Source organism: Tractidigestivibacter sp. (genome assembly GCF_057241865.1).
Genome location: NZ_DBHHPX010000025.1, coordinates 22,954 through 40,711 on the forward strand (window position 1 = coordinate 22,954; position 17,758 = coordinate 40,711).

Genomic DNA, 17,758 nt, shown 5'->3' on the forward strand with positions numbered 1-17,758 from the left:
CACAACCAGCAACATTTGCCAGACGTTCGAGCTTAACCAGGGAAAACGCACTCCCCGTGGCAAATAATCCCACTTGTGCGTACGCACGATGGCCCAATCCCGCCATGTCCATGTCCGGGCCCACCCCCAAGAGAGGCGGCCCACAAGAAGGGGGCCGGACCGCGTGGTCCGACCCCCGATGGAGCACGAGATGCGTCCGTGAGACCCGAAGCTACTTCAGGGTGACGGTGGCGCCGGCCTCCTCGAGCTGCTTCTTGGCGTCCTCGGCGTCCTCCTTCTTGGCACCCTCGAGAAGGACGGCGGGGGCAGCCTCCACCTTGTCCTTGGCCTCCTTCAGGCCGAGGCTGGTGAGGGCGCGGACGACCTTGATGACGGCGATCTTGTTGGAGCCGAAGGAGGTCAGCTCGACGTCGAAGTTGGTCTTCTCCTCCTCCTCGGCAGCAGCAGCGCCAGCCGCAGGGGCGGCAGCAACGGCAACGGGGGCAGCGGCGGACACGCCGAAGACGTCCTCCAGCTCGTGGACGAGCTCGGAAAGCTCGAGGGCGGGCATCTCCTTGATGGCCTCGATGATCTCTTCCTTGGTAGCAGCCATGCTAATTCTCCTTCATGTCGGGGCACCTTATGTGCCCTCGGGATTGTCTTGTCGTACTGGAAGTGCCGATGGTGCAGACAGGCGCTATGCGGCCTGCTTCTCGGAGACCGCCTGGAGCGCGGTGACGAGGCCCCTGGCGGGACCGGCGCACACCTGCGCAATACCCGAGAGCGGGCTACCGATGACATACACGAGCTTGGCGAGAAGCTCGTCGCGGGACGGGAGCTCGGCGTACGCGAGGGCCTCCTCGGACGAGACGGCCTTGCTGTCTACGATGCCACCCAGGATCTGCATCTTCTTGAGCTTGTCGGCCTCCTGCTTCAAGACCTTGGCGGCCTCGACAGGATCCTTCTCGTAGAAGACGTAGGCGCAGGTGCCTTTGAGCATATCGTCAATGTCGGGCATCTCGACGTCCCTGAGGGCGATGCGCACGATGTTGTTCTTGTAGACCTTCATGTGCGCGCCGGCCTCGCTCAGGGCGCGACGGAGCTCCTGGGCCTCCTTGACGGTGAGACCACGGTAGTCGATGACAAAAAGGCCCTTGGAAGCCTCGATGGAGCCCTTGACCCTCTCGAGCATGTCTATGTTGGACTGTGCTGGCATGTGAACACCTCCTTCTCACACGTATCCGGGCACGATCCGCCGACGCGGCGGGCCCTCCGCATGAGAGGGCCCCGCTTGGCGCAGCCAAACGGGGCCTCATGGATTCGTAGCTGAGACCACCTCGGCAGGCGGGTTTCCCCTTTGAGCCCGTAGGCACCGGCTGTCTTTGGCAGCGGGACGTGCGATGTATGGGTGCAGGCAAAACCTGCAGTGGGTATTCTGGCACGCGGGGCATGCCCCGTCAAGGGAAACGCTCACGACACGGCATTCTCACAAAAAGCCCCGCTCAGGTGAGCGGGGCTATGACTCCGGGATGCGCGCGGGGCCTAGTCCTCCATGAAGTCGCGCGTCTTGGTGGTGTCGACCTTGATGCCAGGGCCCATGGTGGTGGAGATTGTGATGGACTTGACGTACTTGCCCTTGGCGCTCGACGGCTTAACGCGAACGAGCTCGGTGATGAGGGCACCGTAGTTCTCGACAAGAGCCTTGACGTCGAAGGACGCCTTGCCCATGGGGACGTGGCAGATGCCGTAGCGGTCGGCGCGGTACTCGACGCGGCCAGCCTTGAGTTCCTTGACCATCTTCTCGACGTCCATGGTCACGGTGCCAAGCTTGGGGTTGGGCATGAGGCCACGGGGGCCGAGGATGCGGCCGAGGCGGCCGACCTTGCCCATGAGGTTGGGCGTGGCGATAACGGCATCGAAGTTGATGTTGCCCTTCTGGATCTCCTCGATGAGGTCGTCGGAGCCGACGATGTCGGCACCAGCGGCCTCGGCCTCGGCGGCCTTGGCGCCCTCGGCGAAGACGGCCACGCGGACGGTCTTGCCGGTTCCGTTGGGCAGCGAGATGGAGCCGCGGATGTTCTGGTCGGCCTTTCGGGTGTCGACGCCCAGGCGAACGGCGACCTCGACGGTCTCGTCGAACTTGGCGGAGGAGAGCTCCTTGGCAAGCGTCATGGCCTCCTTGGGCGAGTAGACCTTGCCGGCCTCGACCTTGGCGACAGCGGCCTTGTAGTTCTTTCCGTGCTTAGGCATGTGATACCTCCTGTGGTCAACGGGCGCATGCCCTCCCACATAGTCGGCGCGGGTGCGCCACGTCCTGAGAGGCGCCCCCTACGGGGCGCGTAGTGCCAAAGGTAGGGTTAGTCCTCGGCGATGGTGACGCCCATGGAGCGAGCGGTGCCGGCGACGATCTTCTTGGCGGCCTCGAGGTCGTTGGCGTTGAGGTCCGGCATCTTGATCTGGGCGATCTTGGTGAGCTGCTCCTGGGTGAGCTGGCCAACCTTGTCGCGCTGGGGTACGCCGGAGCCGCTCTTGAGGCCAAGCTCCTTCTTGATGAGATGAGCCGCAGGCGGGGTCTTGGTCACGAAGTCAAACGTGCGATCCTCGTAGACGGTAATCTCGACAGGGATGATGTCGCCGGACTTGTCCTTGGTGGCAGCGTTGAAGGCCTGGCAGAACTGCATGATGTTGACCTGGGCGGCACTGAGGGCTGGGCCAACGGGAGGCGCAGGGTTGGCGGCACCAGCCGGAATCTGGAGCTTAATGAAGTGGGTGACCTTTTTCTTGGCCATGATGAATCCTCCTGGAGAGCGTGCTTGCAATCTGTCTTCACGCAGGCGCCCGAGAAGCCATCCTCACCGATACAGGGCCTGCCAGAAGTTCCTAGCTGATAACCGAAATCTGATCGAGTGTGAGCTCGACGGGGGTCTCGCGGCCAAAAATCATGAGCATGACCTTGACCTTGCCAGACTCGACGTTGACCTCGGAGACCTGCCCGTCGAAGTCTGCCAGCGGCCCAGAGAGCACGCGCACCGACATGCCGGGCTCGAGGTTGGTCGAGGTGCGCTTGGGCGCCGAAGCGGAAGCGCTCGCGCGGACGCCGCTACGCCTCATGATCTTGTCGAACTCATCGCGACGCAGGGGCGTAGGCTTGCCGTCGAGACCGACAAAGCCCGTAACTCCGGGCGTGTTGCGCACGACCGCCCAGGTGTTGTCGTCGACCTCCATGCGGACGAGGACATAGCCCGGGAAGACCTTGGCCTCCTTGGTCTCGCGCTTGCCGCCATCCTTGACCTCGGTGACTTCCTCCGTTGGAATCTGGATGTCCACGACCTGGTCACCAATGCCATAGGTCTCGATGCGGTGTTCGAGATCGGTCTTGACCTTGTTCTCGTATCCGGAGTACGTATGGATAACGTACCAGCGCTTAGCCATGGCCTTATGCCCCCAAACTCGTATAGCCGACGAGCACGGCCACGATTCCGGTGTCGACAAGCCAGAGCACAACGCCGAAGACCACGAGGGAGACGATGACGGCAACGGAGTAGTTGCGCAGCTCTTCCCTCGAGGGCCACACCACGCGCCTCATCTCGGTGCGTACGGCACCGAGATAGTTCTTGATGCGCATGCCAAGCCCTGGCTTCTTGTTGCTCGCCTTGGCAGGCTTGTCCTGCTTCTCGGAAGCCTTGGCAACGACAGCGGCCCGCTTTGCCGGGCCCCCTGTCTGCTTGGGGTTGGAGGCAGCAGAGGCAGCCTGGGCGGCCTCGCGCTCAGCACGCTTCTGGGCACGTGCCTTGCGGGCGCTCCTCTTGTTCCTGTCTTTGTTCGCCATCCTCACAACTCCTAAAGGCTTGCCTTACATGGAAACCGGCTAACCCCGAAGGGAAAGCCGGTGGGAAATTCTGGCACGCCAGGAAGGACTCGAACCCTCAACACTCGGTTTTGGAGACCGATGCTCTACCAATTGAACTACTGGCGTGTGTGGGCCCACCCAGTTTAGCGGGTCTCGCGGTGAAGCGTGTGCTTACGGCACCACGGACAATACTTCTTCATCTCAAGTCGGTCAGGCGTGTTCGCCTTGTTCTTGGTCGTGGTGTAGTTGCGGCGCTTGCATTCGGTGCATGCAAGTGTAACAAGTGTGCGCATGAATCCTCCTGAGACACCATGTCACTTCGAGGCCATCCTCGAAGATGGCGCGGTGGAGTACGTTATCATCAACTTACGTATCCTGTCAACCCAAAACGCCTTGCAGGCCATTGCTCATACAACATCCATGCGATGGAAACGCCAGGGGGCCGAGAGGGCTGAGAGGAATCCGCCATAAGGTATCAGACGAGTCCCGTTCTCAACAGAACGGCCCGACACCCATACGGATGCCGGGCCTTGGGGTCACTTCTGGGAGAAGCTACTCGACGATCGTGGCGACACGGCCATCGCCGACGGTGTGGCCACCCTCGCGGATAGCGAAGCGGAGGCCCTCCTCCATGGCGATGGGGTGAATGAGCTCGCAGGAGATGGTGACGTGGTCACCCGGCATGGCCATCTCGACCTTGTTGCCGTCCTTGTCGGTGAGCTCGGCGATGTCGCCGGTCACGTCCGTGGTGCGGAAGTAGAACTGCGGACGGTAGCCAGAGAAGAACGGGGTGTGACGGCCGCCCTCCTCCTTGGTGAGAACGTAAATCTCGCCGGTGAACTTGGTGTGAGGGGTAACCGAGCCGGGCTTGCAGAGAACCTGGCCGCGCTCGATGTCCTCGCGCTTGATGCCACGGAGCAGGATGCCCACGTTATCGCCAGCCTCGCAGAAGTCCAGCGTCTTGCGGAACATCTCGATGCCGGTGGCAACGGAGGACTGGGTCGGCTTGATGCCGACGATCTCGACGGGCTCGTTGAGCTTGAGCTCACCGCGCTCGACACGGCCAGTGGCAACGGTGCCGCGGCCGGAGATGGTCATGACGTCCTCGACGGCCATCAGGAACGGCTTCTCGTTGTCACGAGCAGGCGTCGGGATGTAGGAGTCAACGGTGTGCATGAGCTCGACGATGGAGTCGACCCACTTCTGCTCGCCGTTGAGGGCACCGAGGGCGGAGCCACGGATGATTGGGGTATTGTCACCGTCGAAGCCGTACTCGGAGAGCAGGTCGCGGGTCTCCATCTCGACCAGGTCGATGAGCTCCTCGTCATCGACCATGTCGCACTTGTTCAGGAAGACGATGATGTACTTGACGCCAACCTGACGGGCGAGCAGGATGTGCTCGCGGGTCTGAGCCATGGGGCCGTCGGTAGCAGCGATAACGAGGATGGCGCCATCCATCTGGGCAGCGCCTGAAATCATGTTCTTGACGTAGTCAGCGTGGCCCGGGCAGTCAACGTGAGCGTAGTGGCGCTCCCAGGTCTCATACTCGACGTGAGCGACGGAGATGGTGATGCCGCGCTGACGCTCCTCGGGAGCCTTGTCGATGTTCTCGAAGGCGGTGAACTCGGCCTTGCAGCCCTCGGTCTCGGAGAGAACCTTGGTGATGGCCGCGGTCAGCGTAGTCTTGCCGTGGTCGACGTGACCAATGGTACCAATGTTTACGTGCGGCTTAGAACGATCGAACTTCTCCTTGGCCATTGCCAATCCTCCTTTTGGAACGAACCTCTCCGGCCATTCCATGGTACAGAAATACGTCCATTTATGCTCAGCGGCGCCGCAGCGCCGCAGAAAAGCCTGGTACCGGTGACTGGATTCGAACCAGTGACATCGCGGGTATGAGCCGCGTGCTCTAACCAGCTGAGCTACACCGGCATGGTGCCGAACGACTTGAAATGGAGCCCGCGACCGGATTTGAACCGGTGACCTCTTCGTTACCAACGAAGTGCTCTACCGACTGAGCTACACGGGCATGGTGGGGATGCTTGGACTCGAACCAAGGAACCCAGAGGGAGCGGATTTACAGTCCGCCGCAGTTGCCGCTGTGCCACATCCCCATTCCGTTTTCAAGCACCACACGGGGCGAACCCCCTGCAGCGGAGTGAATAATACGACGAGGAAAAAATCCTGTCAACGCATACCCCGGTGCCGGGTGTATCTATCCCACGATTCCCGCACAATTCAGGGAAACCCGCAGATAGTGCATGTACCGCTTGCCGGATGCGGGCCGCATTGCACACGTCCGGGCCCGGATGCGCGCACCGGCGGGCGCCGCAGTCCAAAAAGAGGCATCTCTGATGAGCCAGGGCCTGCCCGAGGATCCGGATGAGGCGCGGAGGGCAGGCGCCTCTTGCCGTGTCAGCCCGATGCCCTGGCGGATTTGTGCCATTGTGCGTACGCATGACCGAGGTTCTCTGCCAAGGGGGTAGCGTTTCCCCTGTTGGATCCACGGGCCTGGCAATATGTCCCCATCGTGCGTACGCACGACTCCCACCTGCTGCCATGGCCTTCTCGGCCAACTGGGCAGATGCTGCGGCCTTGTCAAAATGTACCGGTCATGCGTACGCACAACCAAGCTTTCCTGCCCGAGGGGCCCTCAAGGAGGGGGAGTTATCTGCAACCAGCCGTCATGCGTACGCACGACGGCAGAGACTTGCCAGTCAAGCCGTTTGCCACGAAAGACGAAACCAGGTCACAGCCGCAGTGGCTATGACCTGGCGTCTCATCCTGGAGCCGGTAGAGGGAGTCGAACCCACAACCCACGGTTTACAAAACCGTTGCTCTGCCATTGAGCCATACCGGCGGTGAGGACATGATAGCGTGTTTGCGCGAATCTGGCACGTGCGGCACCAGAATCGGTCGTGCGGCCAGCTACCTACGGCCGCGCAGCCTGTCGAGCTTCGCCCGGGTCTCGGGGTCGAGCCTGTCCTCCAGGCTCAGGTGCGTATGGGACCCGCGCTCGCGGGCCTCCTCCACCCCCGCGCTCACGATGCTCATGTTCTGCGCGAGAAGCGCGCTTGAGACCGTGGTCACCGGGATGCCGCCCACGGTATAGCGGATGGCGTTGTCCGATGTCACGAGCAAGACGACCCTCCCGGCATGGCGCGCCTCCGTGACCAGGCGCTCTATGACTGCATCGGCAGACTCGCCCGTGCGCGAGAAGACCACGCGAACCCCAGCCGTGCTCCAGTTTGGTCGCTCGCCCGAGAGGTTGCCCGCCGCATCGAAGACCACAACCGGCTCGTAGCTGCCCTGCGCATACGCCGCCACGTCCGAGACGAGCGCCTCGCGGGCGCGGTCGAAGGGGTCATGACCGTAGGGGTCGCGCGAGAGGTGCGCCACGTCGGCCAAGGCACCGGCACCCGCATGCTCGTCAATGAGCGCGGCATAGCGAGGGGTCCCGTGAACCACGTTGTAGCCGTCGACCACGAGCAGCGCGAGACTGGCGCGACTAGGCATCCGCCTGCGCCCCCTCGCTCACGCGGCGGAGCCACTCGTAGCACATGACCGTCGTGGCCTGGGCAACGTTGAGCGACTCGACACGACCGCGCTGCGGAAGCCTGGCACCAAAGTCGCAGTGGTCGAGCACGAGGCGAGAGATGCCCTCCCCCTCAGAGCCCATGACCAGCGCAAGCCGCCCATAGACGGGCGCGTGCCACACGCTCTGCTCGGCGTGCTCGGTTGCGGCGCAGGCCCAGAACCCAGCATCCTTGAGCTGGTCGATCGCACGGGCCAGGTTGGGAACCTGCGCGATGGGAAGGTGCAGCACGGCGCCGGCAGAGGTCTTGTAGGCACCGGGCCCAACGGTGGCGGCGCGCGCGTTTGCCACAACCACGCCGGCAGCGCCCACGACCTCCGCAGAGCGTACGATGGCGCCAAAGTTGCCCTCGTCGGTCACATGGTCGAGCACAACCACCAGGGCGTCCCCCTCCCCCGCCGCAGCGATGACGTCCTCGATCGTTGCGTATGAGAAGGGCTTGGTCCTCACGACGATGCCCTGGTGGGCGCCGTGGCTCGAGAGCCGGTCAAGGCGCGAGCGCGGTACGGGCTCGCACTCCACGCCCGCGTCGACGAGCCTGCGCACCAGAGAGCCAAGCGTCTTGTCGGTGCCATCGGGCGAGCCAGCTCCGTCCTGCACGAAGGCAGTGCGTATGGGAATCCCCGCGTCGAGCGCCTCGGCGACGGCGCGGCGCCCCTCGATGACATCTGAGCCAGGCACCGCAGAGCGACCCTGGTCGCGTCGGCCGTGCCGGTCGCGTTGGTCGCGTCCGCCCCTGCCCTGGCGCCCCCTCGGCGCCCCGTTTCCCGGGCGCGAGCCCGAGCGCTGGCTGCGGCCGTGGTGCTGGCCGCCACGACCGGCCTGCGCCGAACCCGCTCCCCTGCGGGACGAGCCCCTTCGCGCATCACCTCGTGCCATTCTCATCACCTACGCCCTGCGCAGGCGAGAGCCTGCGGCGGTGTCCTCGAGAACCAGGCCCAAGCCTGCGATGGCATCGCGGATGCCGTCCGCGCTGCCCCAGTCCTTCGCCTTGCGGGCTGCCTGACGTGCGGCGATAAGCGCATCGGCGGCCTCGGTGGCAGAGCTTCCCCGATAGCCGGCGTACTGCTCGGCAAGGCCCACAAGCTCAGCGGGAAGCTCGTCCTCCTCTGCCGCAAGCGTGATGCCAAGGACGCCCGCGAGCTCGGCAAGGACGTTGGCCGCGGCGCTCGCGGCTTCGCCGCCAGCAGCGGTGCCGGTGTCGGCAAGGTAGGTGTTTGCCGAGGTCACAAGCGAGAAGATCGCCGCCAGGCCACCGGCGGTGTTGAAGTCGTCGTCCATCTGGCGCGTGAACTCCTCGTGCGCCTCGCGGACGGCCGAGAGGAGCTCGTCGTCGCATCCCTCGCCGCCCGAGCCGTTCTTGGAGGCCCAGAGCAGGTTCTTCTCGCACGTGCGCAGGCGTTCGAGGGTGCCCACGGCGCCCTCGAGGCGGTCGAAGGAGAAGTCGAGCGGAGCGCGGTAGTGGGTCTGCAGCATGAGCAGGCGCACCGCGTCGGCGGGATACCTGTCGAGGACCTCCTTGAGCGTGTAGAAGTTGCCCAGGCTCTTGGACATCTTCTCGCCGTTCACGCGCAGCATCCCCGTGTGCATCCAGAGATTGGCCAGCGGCTCGTGCCAGGCGCACATCGCCTGGGCGGTCTCGTTCTCGTGGTGCGGGAAGACCAGGTCTGCTCCACCGCCGTGGATGTCGATGGGGGTGCCCAGGTAGCGATGGATCATGGCGCAGCACTCGGTGTGCCAGCCGGGACGGCCGTCGCCCCAGGGGCTTGGCCAGCTGGGTTCGCCGGGCTTGGCGGCCTTCCAGAGGGCAAAGTCGAAGGGGTCGCGCTTCTGGTCGTTGACCTCCACGCGCTCGCCGGCGCGCATCTGGTCAAGGTCGCGGCCGGAGAGGATGCCGTAGGCGTTGTCCGAGCGCACCGAGAAGTACACGTCGCCGTTGTCGGCCACGTAGGCGTTGCCCTGCTCGATGAGGGACTCGATCATGGCCTGCATGGCCTGAATCTCGTGCGTGGCACGCGGGCGGATGTCGGGGTCGAGAATCCCAAAGCGGTGCATCTGCTCGACAAAAGCGTCCGAGAACTCCTCGGCGACGTCGGCGGCGCTGCGACCCTGCTCGTTGGCGCGACCGATGATCTTGTCGTCCACATCGGTGAGGTTCTGGGCAAAGGTGACCTCGTAGCCCCTGTACACGAGGTAGCGGCGAATCACGTCAAACGAGAGGAACGTGCGCGCATTGCCGATGTGAATCTGGTCGTAGACCGTGGGGCCACAGACGTACATGCGAATCTTGCCCGGCTCGATGGGCTCGAGCCCCTGCTTTCGGTGCGTCTGAGTGTTGTAGATCAGCATGGCTTGCTCCTTGGAGTGTGTGCACAGAGGTACAGGCATTGTAGCAGCACCCCGCAAGGCAATCCTTGGGGAGGCTCCTAGACACAGGCTTTGGGCGTCGCGTGGGGCTTCGGAGGCCCTACCCGCCGCAGTCCCATGGGGCATCGGCCTTGTCGAGAAGGACCACGGCCCAGGCGGCAATGCCCTCCTTTCGACCCACAAAGCCAAGGTGCTCGGTGGTGGTTGCCTTGACGCCAACCCGTGACACGTCCACACCCATGGCCTGGGCCATGGCCCGCCGCATCCGGTCGCGGTGGGGCGCGAGCCTTGGTGCCTGGGCGGCTACGGTGCAGTCTGCATCGACAAGCGAGAAGCCCTGCTCGCGGGCAAGCGACGCCACGCGCGAGAGCAGGGCCATGGAGTCCGCGCCCTCGAAGGCGGGGTCGGTATCGGGGAAGAGCTGGCCGATGTCGCCGGCGCGCATGGCACCCAGGATGGCATCCATGAGGGCGTGGGCCAGTACGTCTGCGTCCGAGTGGCCCGCAAGGCCACGCTCGCTGGGCAGTTTGACGCCGCCTAGGATGAGCGGCCGTCCCTCCGTGAAGGCGTGAACGTCAAGACCATGCCCAATGCGCAACATGCCCTACCCCCTACATGAGCAGCCGCTGCTCGAGCGCGGTGCAAGCGATGGCCAAGTCCTCGGGGACGGTGACCTTGATGTTGTCGCGCGGAGAGTCAAAGCAGCGGACCTTTCCGCCGTGGCGCTCGACGAGAGAGGCGTCGTCGGTGCCCTGGTAGCCCTCCCACGCGGCGGACTTGTAGGCCGAGGTCAGCGCGCGGGTGCGAAAGACCTGCGGCGTCTGGGCCGACCAGTAGAAGGAGCGGTCCGGCGTGGCGATGACAATGCCGTCCTCGACGAGCTTCAAGGTGTCCACCGAGCGCGCGGCGCAGATGGCACCCGCAAGCTTGGGGTCCTCTCGCACGCACGCGATGACGCCCTCGATGACCTTGGCCTCGATAAGGGGGCGGGCCGCGTCGTGGACGGCCACAAAGCCGTAGCCGCGCGGCATGGCCGCCAGCCCGTGCGCAACGGACTGCTGGCGGGTGTCCCCAGAGGCCGCCAGCGTGACGGGCGTGAGCAGCGTCACGCGAGAAAGGACCTCGTCGCGCACCGTATCCGCACGGTCCGGCGCACACACCACCACGATGTGGCCAACCGAGGGCGCGTGGTCAAAGGCGAGAAGCGGCCAGCACATGAGCGGCAGCCCGCAGAGGTCCACGAACTGCTTGCCGCGTGGGTCTCCAAAGCGCTCGCCCGCGCCACCCGCAACGATGATCGCCACCGCATCTGGCTTTGAGCCACTCTCGCCCACGCGGGCAGCGGAGGGCGAGGCGCATGCCTCTGGTGCGCTCATTCGCTCTGCCCCCACATGCGATGCAGGCTGTTTGCCAGGGCATCTGGGTTCCTGACGCCAATCTCGCCCAGCTTGGAGGAGTCGTCCTCGGCCGCCTCGAGAATCTCTTGGAGCGAGCCGTACTCGTCCACGATCTTGTCCGCCATGCCCTCGCGCACCACCGAGACGCGCGAGAGGGTGCGCAGGCCAAGCGGCGTCATGATGGTGTCCTCGCCGTAGTCCTCGTCGTAGCCCAGGATGCGGGCGACGACCTTGGGCGAACGCAGCTGCGGGTTGGCCATCTCGTGGAACTGCTTACGGATGGCACGGGCATGCTCCTCGGAGGAGTCCCTGGCATAGTCGCGAATCATGAGGTTGTAGGCCTCGTCCATGTCACCGAGGAACTCCTCGCGCTGCATCTCGGTGATGCGGCCAGAGGTGCCCAGCTGGACGATGCAGCGGTCAAGCTCGTCGCCCGCCGACATGAGCACCTCGAACAGGTAGAAGATGTTCGTGATGTCACCCAGCGTGACAAAGTTGTCGAGCTCCAGGCTGGTGAGGTGCTGGAGGCTGCGGTCAAGCTGCGAGCGGGTGTTCTGCATGGCCGCAGTGAGCTGGTTCACGGTGGACATGATCTCGGCGGCGGGACGAAGTTGGTAGCCGCAGCCGTCCACGTACACATTGACCACCGAACGACGCTCGGAGACCGAGATGACCATGGCCTTGGTGAGCAGGCTCATGCGCGCTGCCGTACGATGGCGCGTGCCCGTCTCGGTGGCGGGCAGCGACGGATCCGGGTTGAGGTGGTAGTTGGCACGCAAGATCTTGGTGAGGTCCTTGTCGATAATGACGGCGCCATCCATCTTGCAGAGCTCGAAGAGTCGGTTCGCGGTGAACGAGACGTCCATGGCGAAGCCGTCATCGCCGGCAGCCAGCACGTTCTCGGTGTCGCCCACGCAGATGAGGGCCCCCAGGTGGCCGGCAATGATCATGTCGAGGGCCACACGCAGGGCAGTCCCCGGCGCCGTCATCTTGATGGCGCCGTCGATGCGCTGCTGGGTGGTGAGGGCCCCCTTGTCTAGCTTGGCAGGATCCATGGCGCCTCCTCGGACACGCCGGCCCGCACAAGGCGGGCCGGAGAAATCTCAAACCTCATAGCAGTATATGACGAGCGGGGGCACTTGGGCCGTGGGCCTATACGCCAGACGCGGCAAGCCCTCCCTCCTGCGGCGACCGGTGAGCGCCGGAGTCGACAGACCAGCGGTCGTGCGCCGAAGGAAGCTCCATGTGCTTGTGCTTGCGCGGAGCGGGGATCTCGCCTGTGCCCTTGGAGAACACAAGCTCGTCGCCGTCGGCGTCCAGCTCAATGATGTCGCCACGCTGCCACTTGCCCTCCAGGAGCTCCTCCGAGAGTGGATCCTCGATGAGCGTTTGGATGGCGCGGCGCAGCGGACGCGCACCATAGATCGGATCGGTGCCACGCTTGGCGACAAGGTCGCGCGCAGCATCGCTGAGGTTGATCGACATGCCGTTGGTGATGAGGCGATCGCGCAGGTCAGAGACCATGAGTTCCACGATGCCACGGAGTTGCTCGCCCGTGAGCGACTTGAAGACCACGATCTCGTCCACACGGTTCAGGAACTCGGGGCGGAAGAGCTTCTTGAGCTCGGAGGTCACGCGGCTCGTGATCTCCTTGTCCGAGAGGCCCGAGGCGCCTGATGCCGAGAAGCCCATCGTGGTGGTCTGCGCGATGTCGCGCGCACCGATGTTGGAGGTCATGATGATGACCGTGTTGGAGAAATCCACGTGACGACCCTGGCCGTCGGTGAGCCTGCCCTCGTCGAGAATCTGGAGCAGCACGTTGAAGACGTCAGGGTGGGCCTTCTCGATCTCGTCGAAGAGCACGACCGAGTACGGGCGCCTGCGCACGGCCTTGGTGAGCTCGCCGCCCTCGTCATAGCCCACGTATCCCGGAGGCGCGCCGACGAGCTTGGAGACGGTGTGCTTCTCCATGAACTCGGACATGTCGAAGGTGATGAGCGCGTCTTCCGAGCCGAAGAGGAACGCGGCAAGCGCCTTGGCAAGCTCGGTCTTGCCCACGCCCGAGGGGCCCAGGAAGATGAACGAGCCGCCGGGGCGGCGCGGGTCCTTCAAGGGCGAGCGGCTGCGACGGATGGCACGCGCAACCTTGGTCACGGCCTCGTCCTGCCCAATGACGCGCTGGTGGAGAACGTCCTCGCAGCGCAGGAGCTTCGAGGCCTCGGCCTCGGTGAGGTTGGATACGGGCACCCCGGTGATGCTCGAGACGACGTCGGCGATGTCATCCTCGTCCACGGTCACCACGTTCTGGGCGAGTCTCTCGCGCCAGGCGCCCTCAAGCTCGTCTCGCTTGGAGACAAGCTCCTTCTCCTGGTCGCGCAGGCGGGCAGCGTCCTCGAACTCCTGGGCAGCGGCAGCCTTGGACTTCTCGTCGCGAACGCGGGCGAGCTCGGCATCGACCTGGGCGATCTCGGGGGGCAGCGTGGTCTTGTGGACGCGCGTGCGGGCACCGGCCTCGTCGATGACGTCGATGGCCTTGTCGGGCAGGAAGCGGTCCTGGATGTAGCGGTCGGCCAGCGTCACGGCTGCCTTCAGCGCGCCCTCGGTATAGCGGACGTGGTGGTGCTCCTCGTAGCGGCTCTGCAGGCCATGCAGGATCTCGAGGGTGTCCTCGGGGCTGGGCTCGCCGATGTTGACCGGCTGGAACCTGCGCTCGAAGGCGGAGTCCTTCTCGATGTGCTTGCGGTACTCCTCGGCCGTGGTGGCGCCGATGACCTGGATCTCACCGCGCGAGAGGGGCGGCTTCAGGATGGAGGCGGCGTCGATCGAGCCCTCGGCGGAGCCCGCACCAATGATGGTGTGGATCTCGTCGATGAAGAGGATGTCGTTGGGGTTGTCCTCCAGCTCGGCGACAACCTTCTTCATGCGCTCCTCGAACTCGCCGCGGTACTTGGAGCCTGCCACGAGCGATGCCACGTCGAGCGTCCAGATCTGCTTGCCGCGGAGAATGTCGGGCACGTTGCCGGCGGAGATGAGCTGAGCCAGGCCCTCGACGACGGCCGTCTTGCCAACGCCTGGGTCGCCCAGGATGAGCGGGTTGTTCTTCTGCCTACGCGCGAGCACCTGCATAACGCGCTCGATCTCGCGGTCACGGTCGAGCACGGGGTCGAGCCTGCCCGCCTCGGCGAGCTTGGTGAGGTTGCGGCCATACTTCTCAAGCATGGAGCCATCGTCCGAGGAGGACTGGGCAGACCCCATGCCCATGAAGGTGCTGGAGTCCATGCGGACCTCGGCAGCGGACTGGCCCTCCTCCTCGGCCTTCTTGGACACGAGCTCGCTCACGGCGTTGCGCACCGCGTCGCCCGAGACGCCCATGGCGCGCAGCGCGTCCATGGCACGGCCGTTGCCCTCGGACACAATGCCCAGGAGCAGGTGCTCGGTGGCGATGTAGGTCTGGCCGTGGGTCATGGTCTCGCGGTATGCGGCCTCCAGCACACGCTTGGTGCGCGGTGTGAAGGGGATGTGCCCGCCGGGGACGGGCTCGGTCTCGTCCTGGGAGATCTGCTTCACGGTGGCGAGCGTCTCGTCGTATGTGACGTCGAGCTTCGCGAGCGCCTTGGCAGCGACGCCGTCCCCCTCCTTGATGAGGGCCAGGAGCAGGTGCTCCGTGCCCACGTACATCTGGCCGAGGCTCCTCGCCTCGTCCTGGGCCAAGCTCATGACCTTCCTGGCCCTGTCGGTGAATTTCTCGAACATGCGCTGATGTCTCCTCAGTGCCATGCGGGGGGGCTACGAAATGCGCGGACCCGAAGGCCCGCGCATAGGGTGGCATGCCCCGCGACGTCTTCTTGGCTGTGTGTTTACCCACGCGCACGGACGGGCAAACACACGGACGAAAACGTATGCTATTGCTTCTCGGAATCCTCGAGGTGCGCGGCGAGCCACTTATCACGGTCAGGCGCGATGGCGCGCATGGCGCAGATCATGCTTGCGAACAGGTCGTCGAGCTCCATGCCGTTGAGCTCGGCACCACGGCGGATAACGTCGCGGCTGCAGCCGGCGGCGAAGCGCTTGTCCTTGAACTTCTTCTTGAGCGACTTGACCTCGAGGTCCATGACCGACTTGCTGGGGCGCATGAGGACGGCTGCCTGGATGAGGCCGCTAAGCTCGTCGACCGCGTAGAGCACGCGCTCCATCCTGGCCTCGGGCTGGGGCAGGTCGGGGTTGTTGTCGGAGTTGTGCGTCTGGATGGCATGCACCAGCTCGGGCGTACCGCCCTCGGCCTCGATGAGCTCGCCCGCCCTCACCGTGTGCCGCACGGGGTCTTGGGACTCCTCCCAGTCAAGGTCGTGGAGAAGGCCCACCTGTCCCCAGAAGTCGACGTTGGCGGGGTCGTACCTCTCGGCGTAATGGCGCATGAGGCCCTCGAGGGTCTCGGCGTGCTGGATGTGGAAGGGGTCCTTGTTGTGGCGCCGAAGCAGGGAGAGCGCCTGGTCGCGCGTGAGGCCGGTCGAGAGCGCAGGCTCCGCCGACTCGCGCGCGACCTCCTGGGAGGCGCCCGTCTCGGCATCGTCGGCAATGGCGTCGACAGAGGCGGCGCTGTCCGTTGCCTCCGGGAGCTGCGAGGCGATGTCGGCCTTGGTCACGACCTCGGGCTTCATCTGCGGGAAGAGCAGCACGTCACGGATGGCGGGCTGGTCGCAGAAGAGCATGACCATGCGGTCGATGCCGTAGCCAATGCCACCCGCGGGAGGCATGCCGTACTCGAGCGCGCGCACGTAGTCGTAGTCGTAGCCCATGGCCTCGTCGTCACCCATGCCCTTGGCCGCGACCTGCTCGGCAAAGCGGCCGGCCTGGTCGACGGGGTCGTTCAGCTCGGAGAAGGCGTTCGCGTACTCATGGCCGCAGATCACGAGCTCGAAGCGGTCGGTGAGGCGTGGGTCCTCCTCCTTGCGCTTGGCAAGTGGGCTCACCTCCTCGGGGTAGTCGCACACAAAGGTGGGGTTCACGAGCGTGGACTCGCCCAACTCGTCGTAGAGCTCGAAGAGGAGCTTGCCGGCGCCCCAACCCTCCTCGACATCGATGCCGTGGGCCGCGCAGAGCCCGCGAAGGTGCTCGATGGGCGTGTCCATGTCCACGTGCTCGCCCACGACCTGCGAAGCCACCTCGGAGAGGGCCACCGAGCGCCACGTGCCGCTCATGTCGACCTCCTGGCCCTGGTACGTGATGGCCTCGTGACCCTCCTCGCAGCCGCAGACCTCGCGCGCGATGGCCTTGAAGAGGCCCTCGGTGAGCCGCTTCATGCCGTCGAGGTCGGCATAGGCGCAGTAGGCCTCCATCGTGGTGAACTCGGGGTTGTGCGTGAGGTCCATGCCCTCGTTGCGGAACTGGCGGCCAATCTCGAACACGCGCTCCATGCCGCCCACGATGAGGCGCTTGAGCGGCAGCTCGGTGGCGATGCGCAGGTAGAAGTCGCGGTCGAGCGCGTTGAAGTGCGTGACGAACGGCTTGGCGTTCGCGCCGCCCATGATGGCGTGCATCATGGGGGTCTCGACCTCCATGTAGCCGTCGGCCTCCATGTAGCGCCGGATCAGGCTCACGATGGCGGAGCGACGGCGGAACACGTCACGCACCTCTGGGTTCATGATGAGGTCGACGTAGCGCTGGCGGTAGCGGACCTCACGGTCCGTAAGGCCGTGGAACTTCTCGGGCAGCGGACGCAGCGACTTGGAGAGCGGACGCACGCTGGTGGGGCTAACTGACAGCTGCCCGCGACGCGTGCGCACCACGACACCCGTGGCCTCCACGATGTCACCCAGGTCGACCTGCTTGAGCAGGCCCCAGTCGGCGGGAGCGAAGTTGTTCACGCGGCAGAACAGCTGAATCTGACCGGTGGCGTCCTCCAGCACCACGAAGGCAATCTTTCCCGAGTCGCGGAAGGCGCGAACGCGCCCCGCCACGGTGACCTCGTCGGTTGTGTCCTCGCCGTCCTGCAGGTTGGCGTACCTTTGCTCCAGCTCGGCCGCATGGGCGGTGACGTTGGACCGTATGGGATAGGGGTCCACGCCCGCGTCGATGAGCGCCTGACGGCGGGCGCGGCGCTGGGCCCTCTCGTCATTGGTGTTGTTCTCGCCGGTCTTGCTCTGGTCGGCCATTGCTGCTCCTAGTGCTCACATGCGCCTGTCGGCGCGATCTCTCTCCCATGCCTGGCCGACGGTGCAATGCGACCACGGCGCAGACCATTGTACTGTAGCGATTTGGCTGGCGCGTTGGCACGCCGGGTTTCTCGGTGCCGAGAAGCGCGCGGATGTGGGCAGCTGCAGGAGCCCGGCATTATTGCGCGGCATTTTGTCTTGTCTCGGCGTTTTCCCAGTTGGCCCTGCACGAATCCCAAAGTTGCGCGCAATAATCACGGCTGGGGAAGGGCTAGCGACGCGGGAGGCTGCCGAGGCGTGTGCCACGGCGTCAAGCCGGTGCCGCAGCGGCCCTCTCCTCCGGGCAGGCAGACCGAGAAAAAAGGGCTCTTCCGCGTTTCTAGTGGGTAGCACGGGCAAGTGAGGTCTGCGCCGAGAA

Annotated in this window: 16 protein-coding genes and 5 tRNA genes; all 21 read right to left on the reverse strand. The window is 64.9% G+C overall.

All coding sequences use genetic code 11. The features are described 5' to 3' along the window. Positions 1-211: 211 nt before the first annotated feature. Entirely contained in the window at positions 212-592 is a 381-nt protein-coding gene (gene rplL / locus ACO59D_RS08920) for a 50S ribosomal protein L7/L12 (protein WP_130810354.1), read from the reverse strand. An 84-nt stretch (positions 593-676) separates the two neighbouring features. Continuing rightward, the gene (gene rplJ, locus ACO59D_RS08925; RefSeq protein WP_485126674.1) at positions 677-1,195 is read right to left on the reverse strand and encodes a 50S ribosomal protein L10; all 519 of its coding nucleotides are present in this window, start codon (positions 1,193-1,195) and stop codon (positions 677-679) included. Between the two features lie 326 nt (positions 1,196-1,521). Next, on the reverse strand, positions 1,522-2,229 hold the full coding sequence (rplA, locus tag ACO59D_RS08930; protein WP_485126675.1) for a 50S ribosomal protein L1: 708 nt from the start codon (positions 2,227-2,229) through the stop codon (positions 1,522-1,524). A gap of 107 nt (positions 2,230-2,336) precedes the next feature. Continuing rightward, positions 2,337-2,768 (reverse strand): 50S ribosomal protein L11, encoded by a 432-nt coding sequence (rplK, locus tag ACO59D_RS08935; RefSeq protein ID WP_130810360.1) that lies wholly within the window; start codon positions 2,766-2,768, stop codon positions 2,337-2,339. 91 nt (positions 2,769-2,859) lie between these two features. Next, positions 2,860-3,411, reverse strand: coding sequence for a transcription termination/antitermination protein NusG (gene nusG, locus ACO59D_RS08940; protein WP_130810362.1), 552 nt, complete (start codon positions 3,409-3,411; stop codon positions 2,860-2,862). A 4-nt stretch (positions 3,412-3,415) separates the two neighbouring features. Next, positions 3,416-3,808, reverse strand: coding sequence for a preprotein translocase subunit SecE (secE, locus tag ACO59D_RS08945; protein WP_485126676.1), 393 nt, complete (start codon positions 3,806-3,808; stop codon positions 3,416-3,418). Between the two features lie 71 nt (positions 3,809-3,879). After that, a tRNA-Trp gene (locus tag ACO59D_RS08950) sits at positions 3,880-3,955 on the reverse strand. Between the two features lie 17 nt (positions 3,956-3,972). Further along, positions 3,973-4,122 carry a 50S ribosomal protein L33 gene (rpmG, locus tag ACO59D_RS08955; protein WP_032110555.1) on the reverse strand — a complete coding sequence of 50 codons (150 nt, stop codon included), beginning with the start codon at positions 4,120-4,122 and terminating at the stop codon, positions 3,973-3,975. Between the two features lie 259 nt (positions 4,123-4,381). Then, complete coding sequence (tuf, locus tag ACO59D_RS08960) at positions 4,382-5,587, reverse strand: elongation factor Tu (RefSeq protein ID WP_165443470.1); 1,206 nt, start codon at positions 5,585-5,587, stop codon at positions 4,382-4,384. Between the two features lie 97 nt (positions 5,588-5,684). Further along, positions 5,685-5,761, reverse strand: a tRNA-Met gene (locus ACO59D_RS08965). A gap of 21 nt (positions 5,762-5,782) precedes the next feature. Continuing rightward, positions 5,783-5,858 (reverse strand) — tRNA-Thr (locus ACO59D_RS08970). Between the two features lies 1 nt (position 5,859). Continuing rightward, positions 5,860-5,943: transfer RNA gene (locus tag ACO59D_RS08975), tRNA-Tyr, on the reverse strand. Positions 5,944-6,614: 671 nt separating this feature from the next. Further along, positions 6,615-6,689: transfer RNA gene (locus tag ACO59D_RS08980), tRNA-Thr, on the reverse strand. Between the two features lie 68 nt (positions 6,690-6,757). Next, positions 6,758-7,345 (reverse strand): NYN domain-containing protein, encoded by a 588-nt coding sequence (locus ACO59D_RS08985; protein WP_485126677.1) that lies wholly within the window; start codon positions 7,343-7,345, stop codon positions 6,758-6,760. Next, on the reverse strand, positions 7,338-8,303 hold the full coding sequence (rlmB, locus tag ACO59D_RS08990) for a 23S rRNA (guanosine(2251)-2'-O)-methyltransferase RlmB (RefSeq protein WP_485126678.1): 966 nt from the start codon (positions 8,301-8,303) through the stop codon (positions 7,338-7,340). The genes ACO59D_RS08985 and rlmB overlap by 8 nt, the downstream gene beginning before the upstream one ends. Before the next feature lie 9 nt (positions 8,304-8,312). Continuing rightward, positions 8,313-9,773 (reverse strand): cysteine--tRNA ligase, encoded by a 1,461-nt coding sequence (gene cysS / locus ACO59D_RS08995; RefSeq protein WP_485126679.1) that lies wholly within the window; start codon positions 9,771-9,773, stop codon positions 8,313-8,315. A gap of 118 nt (positions 9,774-9,891) precedes the next feature. After that, entirely contained in the window at positions 9,892-10,392 is a 501-nt protein-coding gene (gene ispF, locus ACO59D_RS09000; RefSeq protein WP_485126680.1) for a 2-C-methyl-D-erythritol 2,4-cyclodiphosphate synthase, read from the reverse strand. 10 nt (positions 10,393-10,402) lie between these two features. Continuing rightward, positions 10,403-11,167, reverse strand: a complete 765-nt coding sequence (gene ispD / locus ACO59D_RS09005) for a 2-C-methyl-D-erythritol 4-phosphate cytidylyltransferase (RefSeq protein ID WP_130810377.1) — start codon at positions 11,165-11,167, stop codon at positions 10,403-10,405. Continuing rightward, on the reverse strand, positions 11,164-12,243 hold the full coding sequence (gene disA, locus ACO59D_RS09010) for a DNA integrity scanning diadenylate cyclase DisA (protein WP_130810379.1): 1,080 nt from the start codon (positions 12,241-12,243) through the stop codon (positions 11,164-11,166). Before disA ends, ispD begins: the two co-directional genes overlap by 4 nt. Before the next feature lie 97 nt (positions 12,244-12,340). Further along, positions 12,341-14,941 (reverse strand): ATP-dependent Clp protease ATP-binding subunit, encoded by a 2,601-nt coding sequence (locus ACO59D_RS09015; protein WP_485126681.1) that lies wholly within the window; start codon positions 14,939-14,941, stop codon positions 12,341-12,343. Between the two features lie 149 nt (positions 14,942-15,090). Then, positions 15,091-17,340: a lysine--tRNA ligase gene (lysS, locus tag ACO59D_RS09020; RefSeq protein WP_485126682.1), complete on the reverse strand. Its 2,250-nt coding sequence runs from the start codon at positions 17,338-17,340 to the stop codon at positions 15,091-15,093. Positions 17,341-17,758 lie beyond the last annotated feature (418 nt).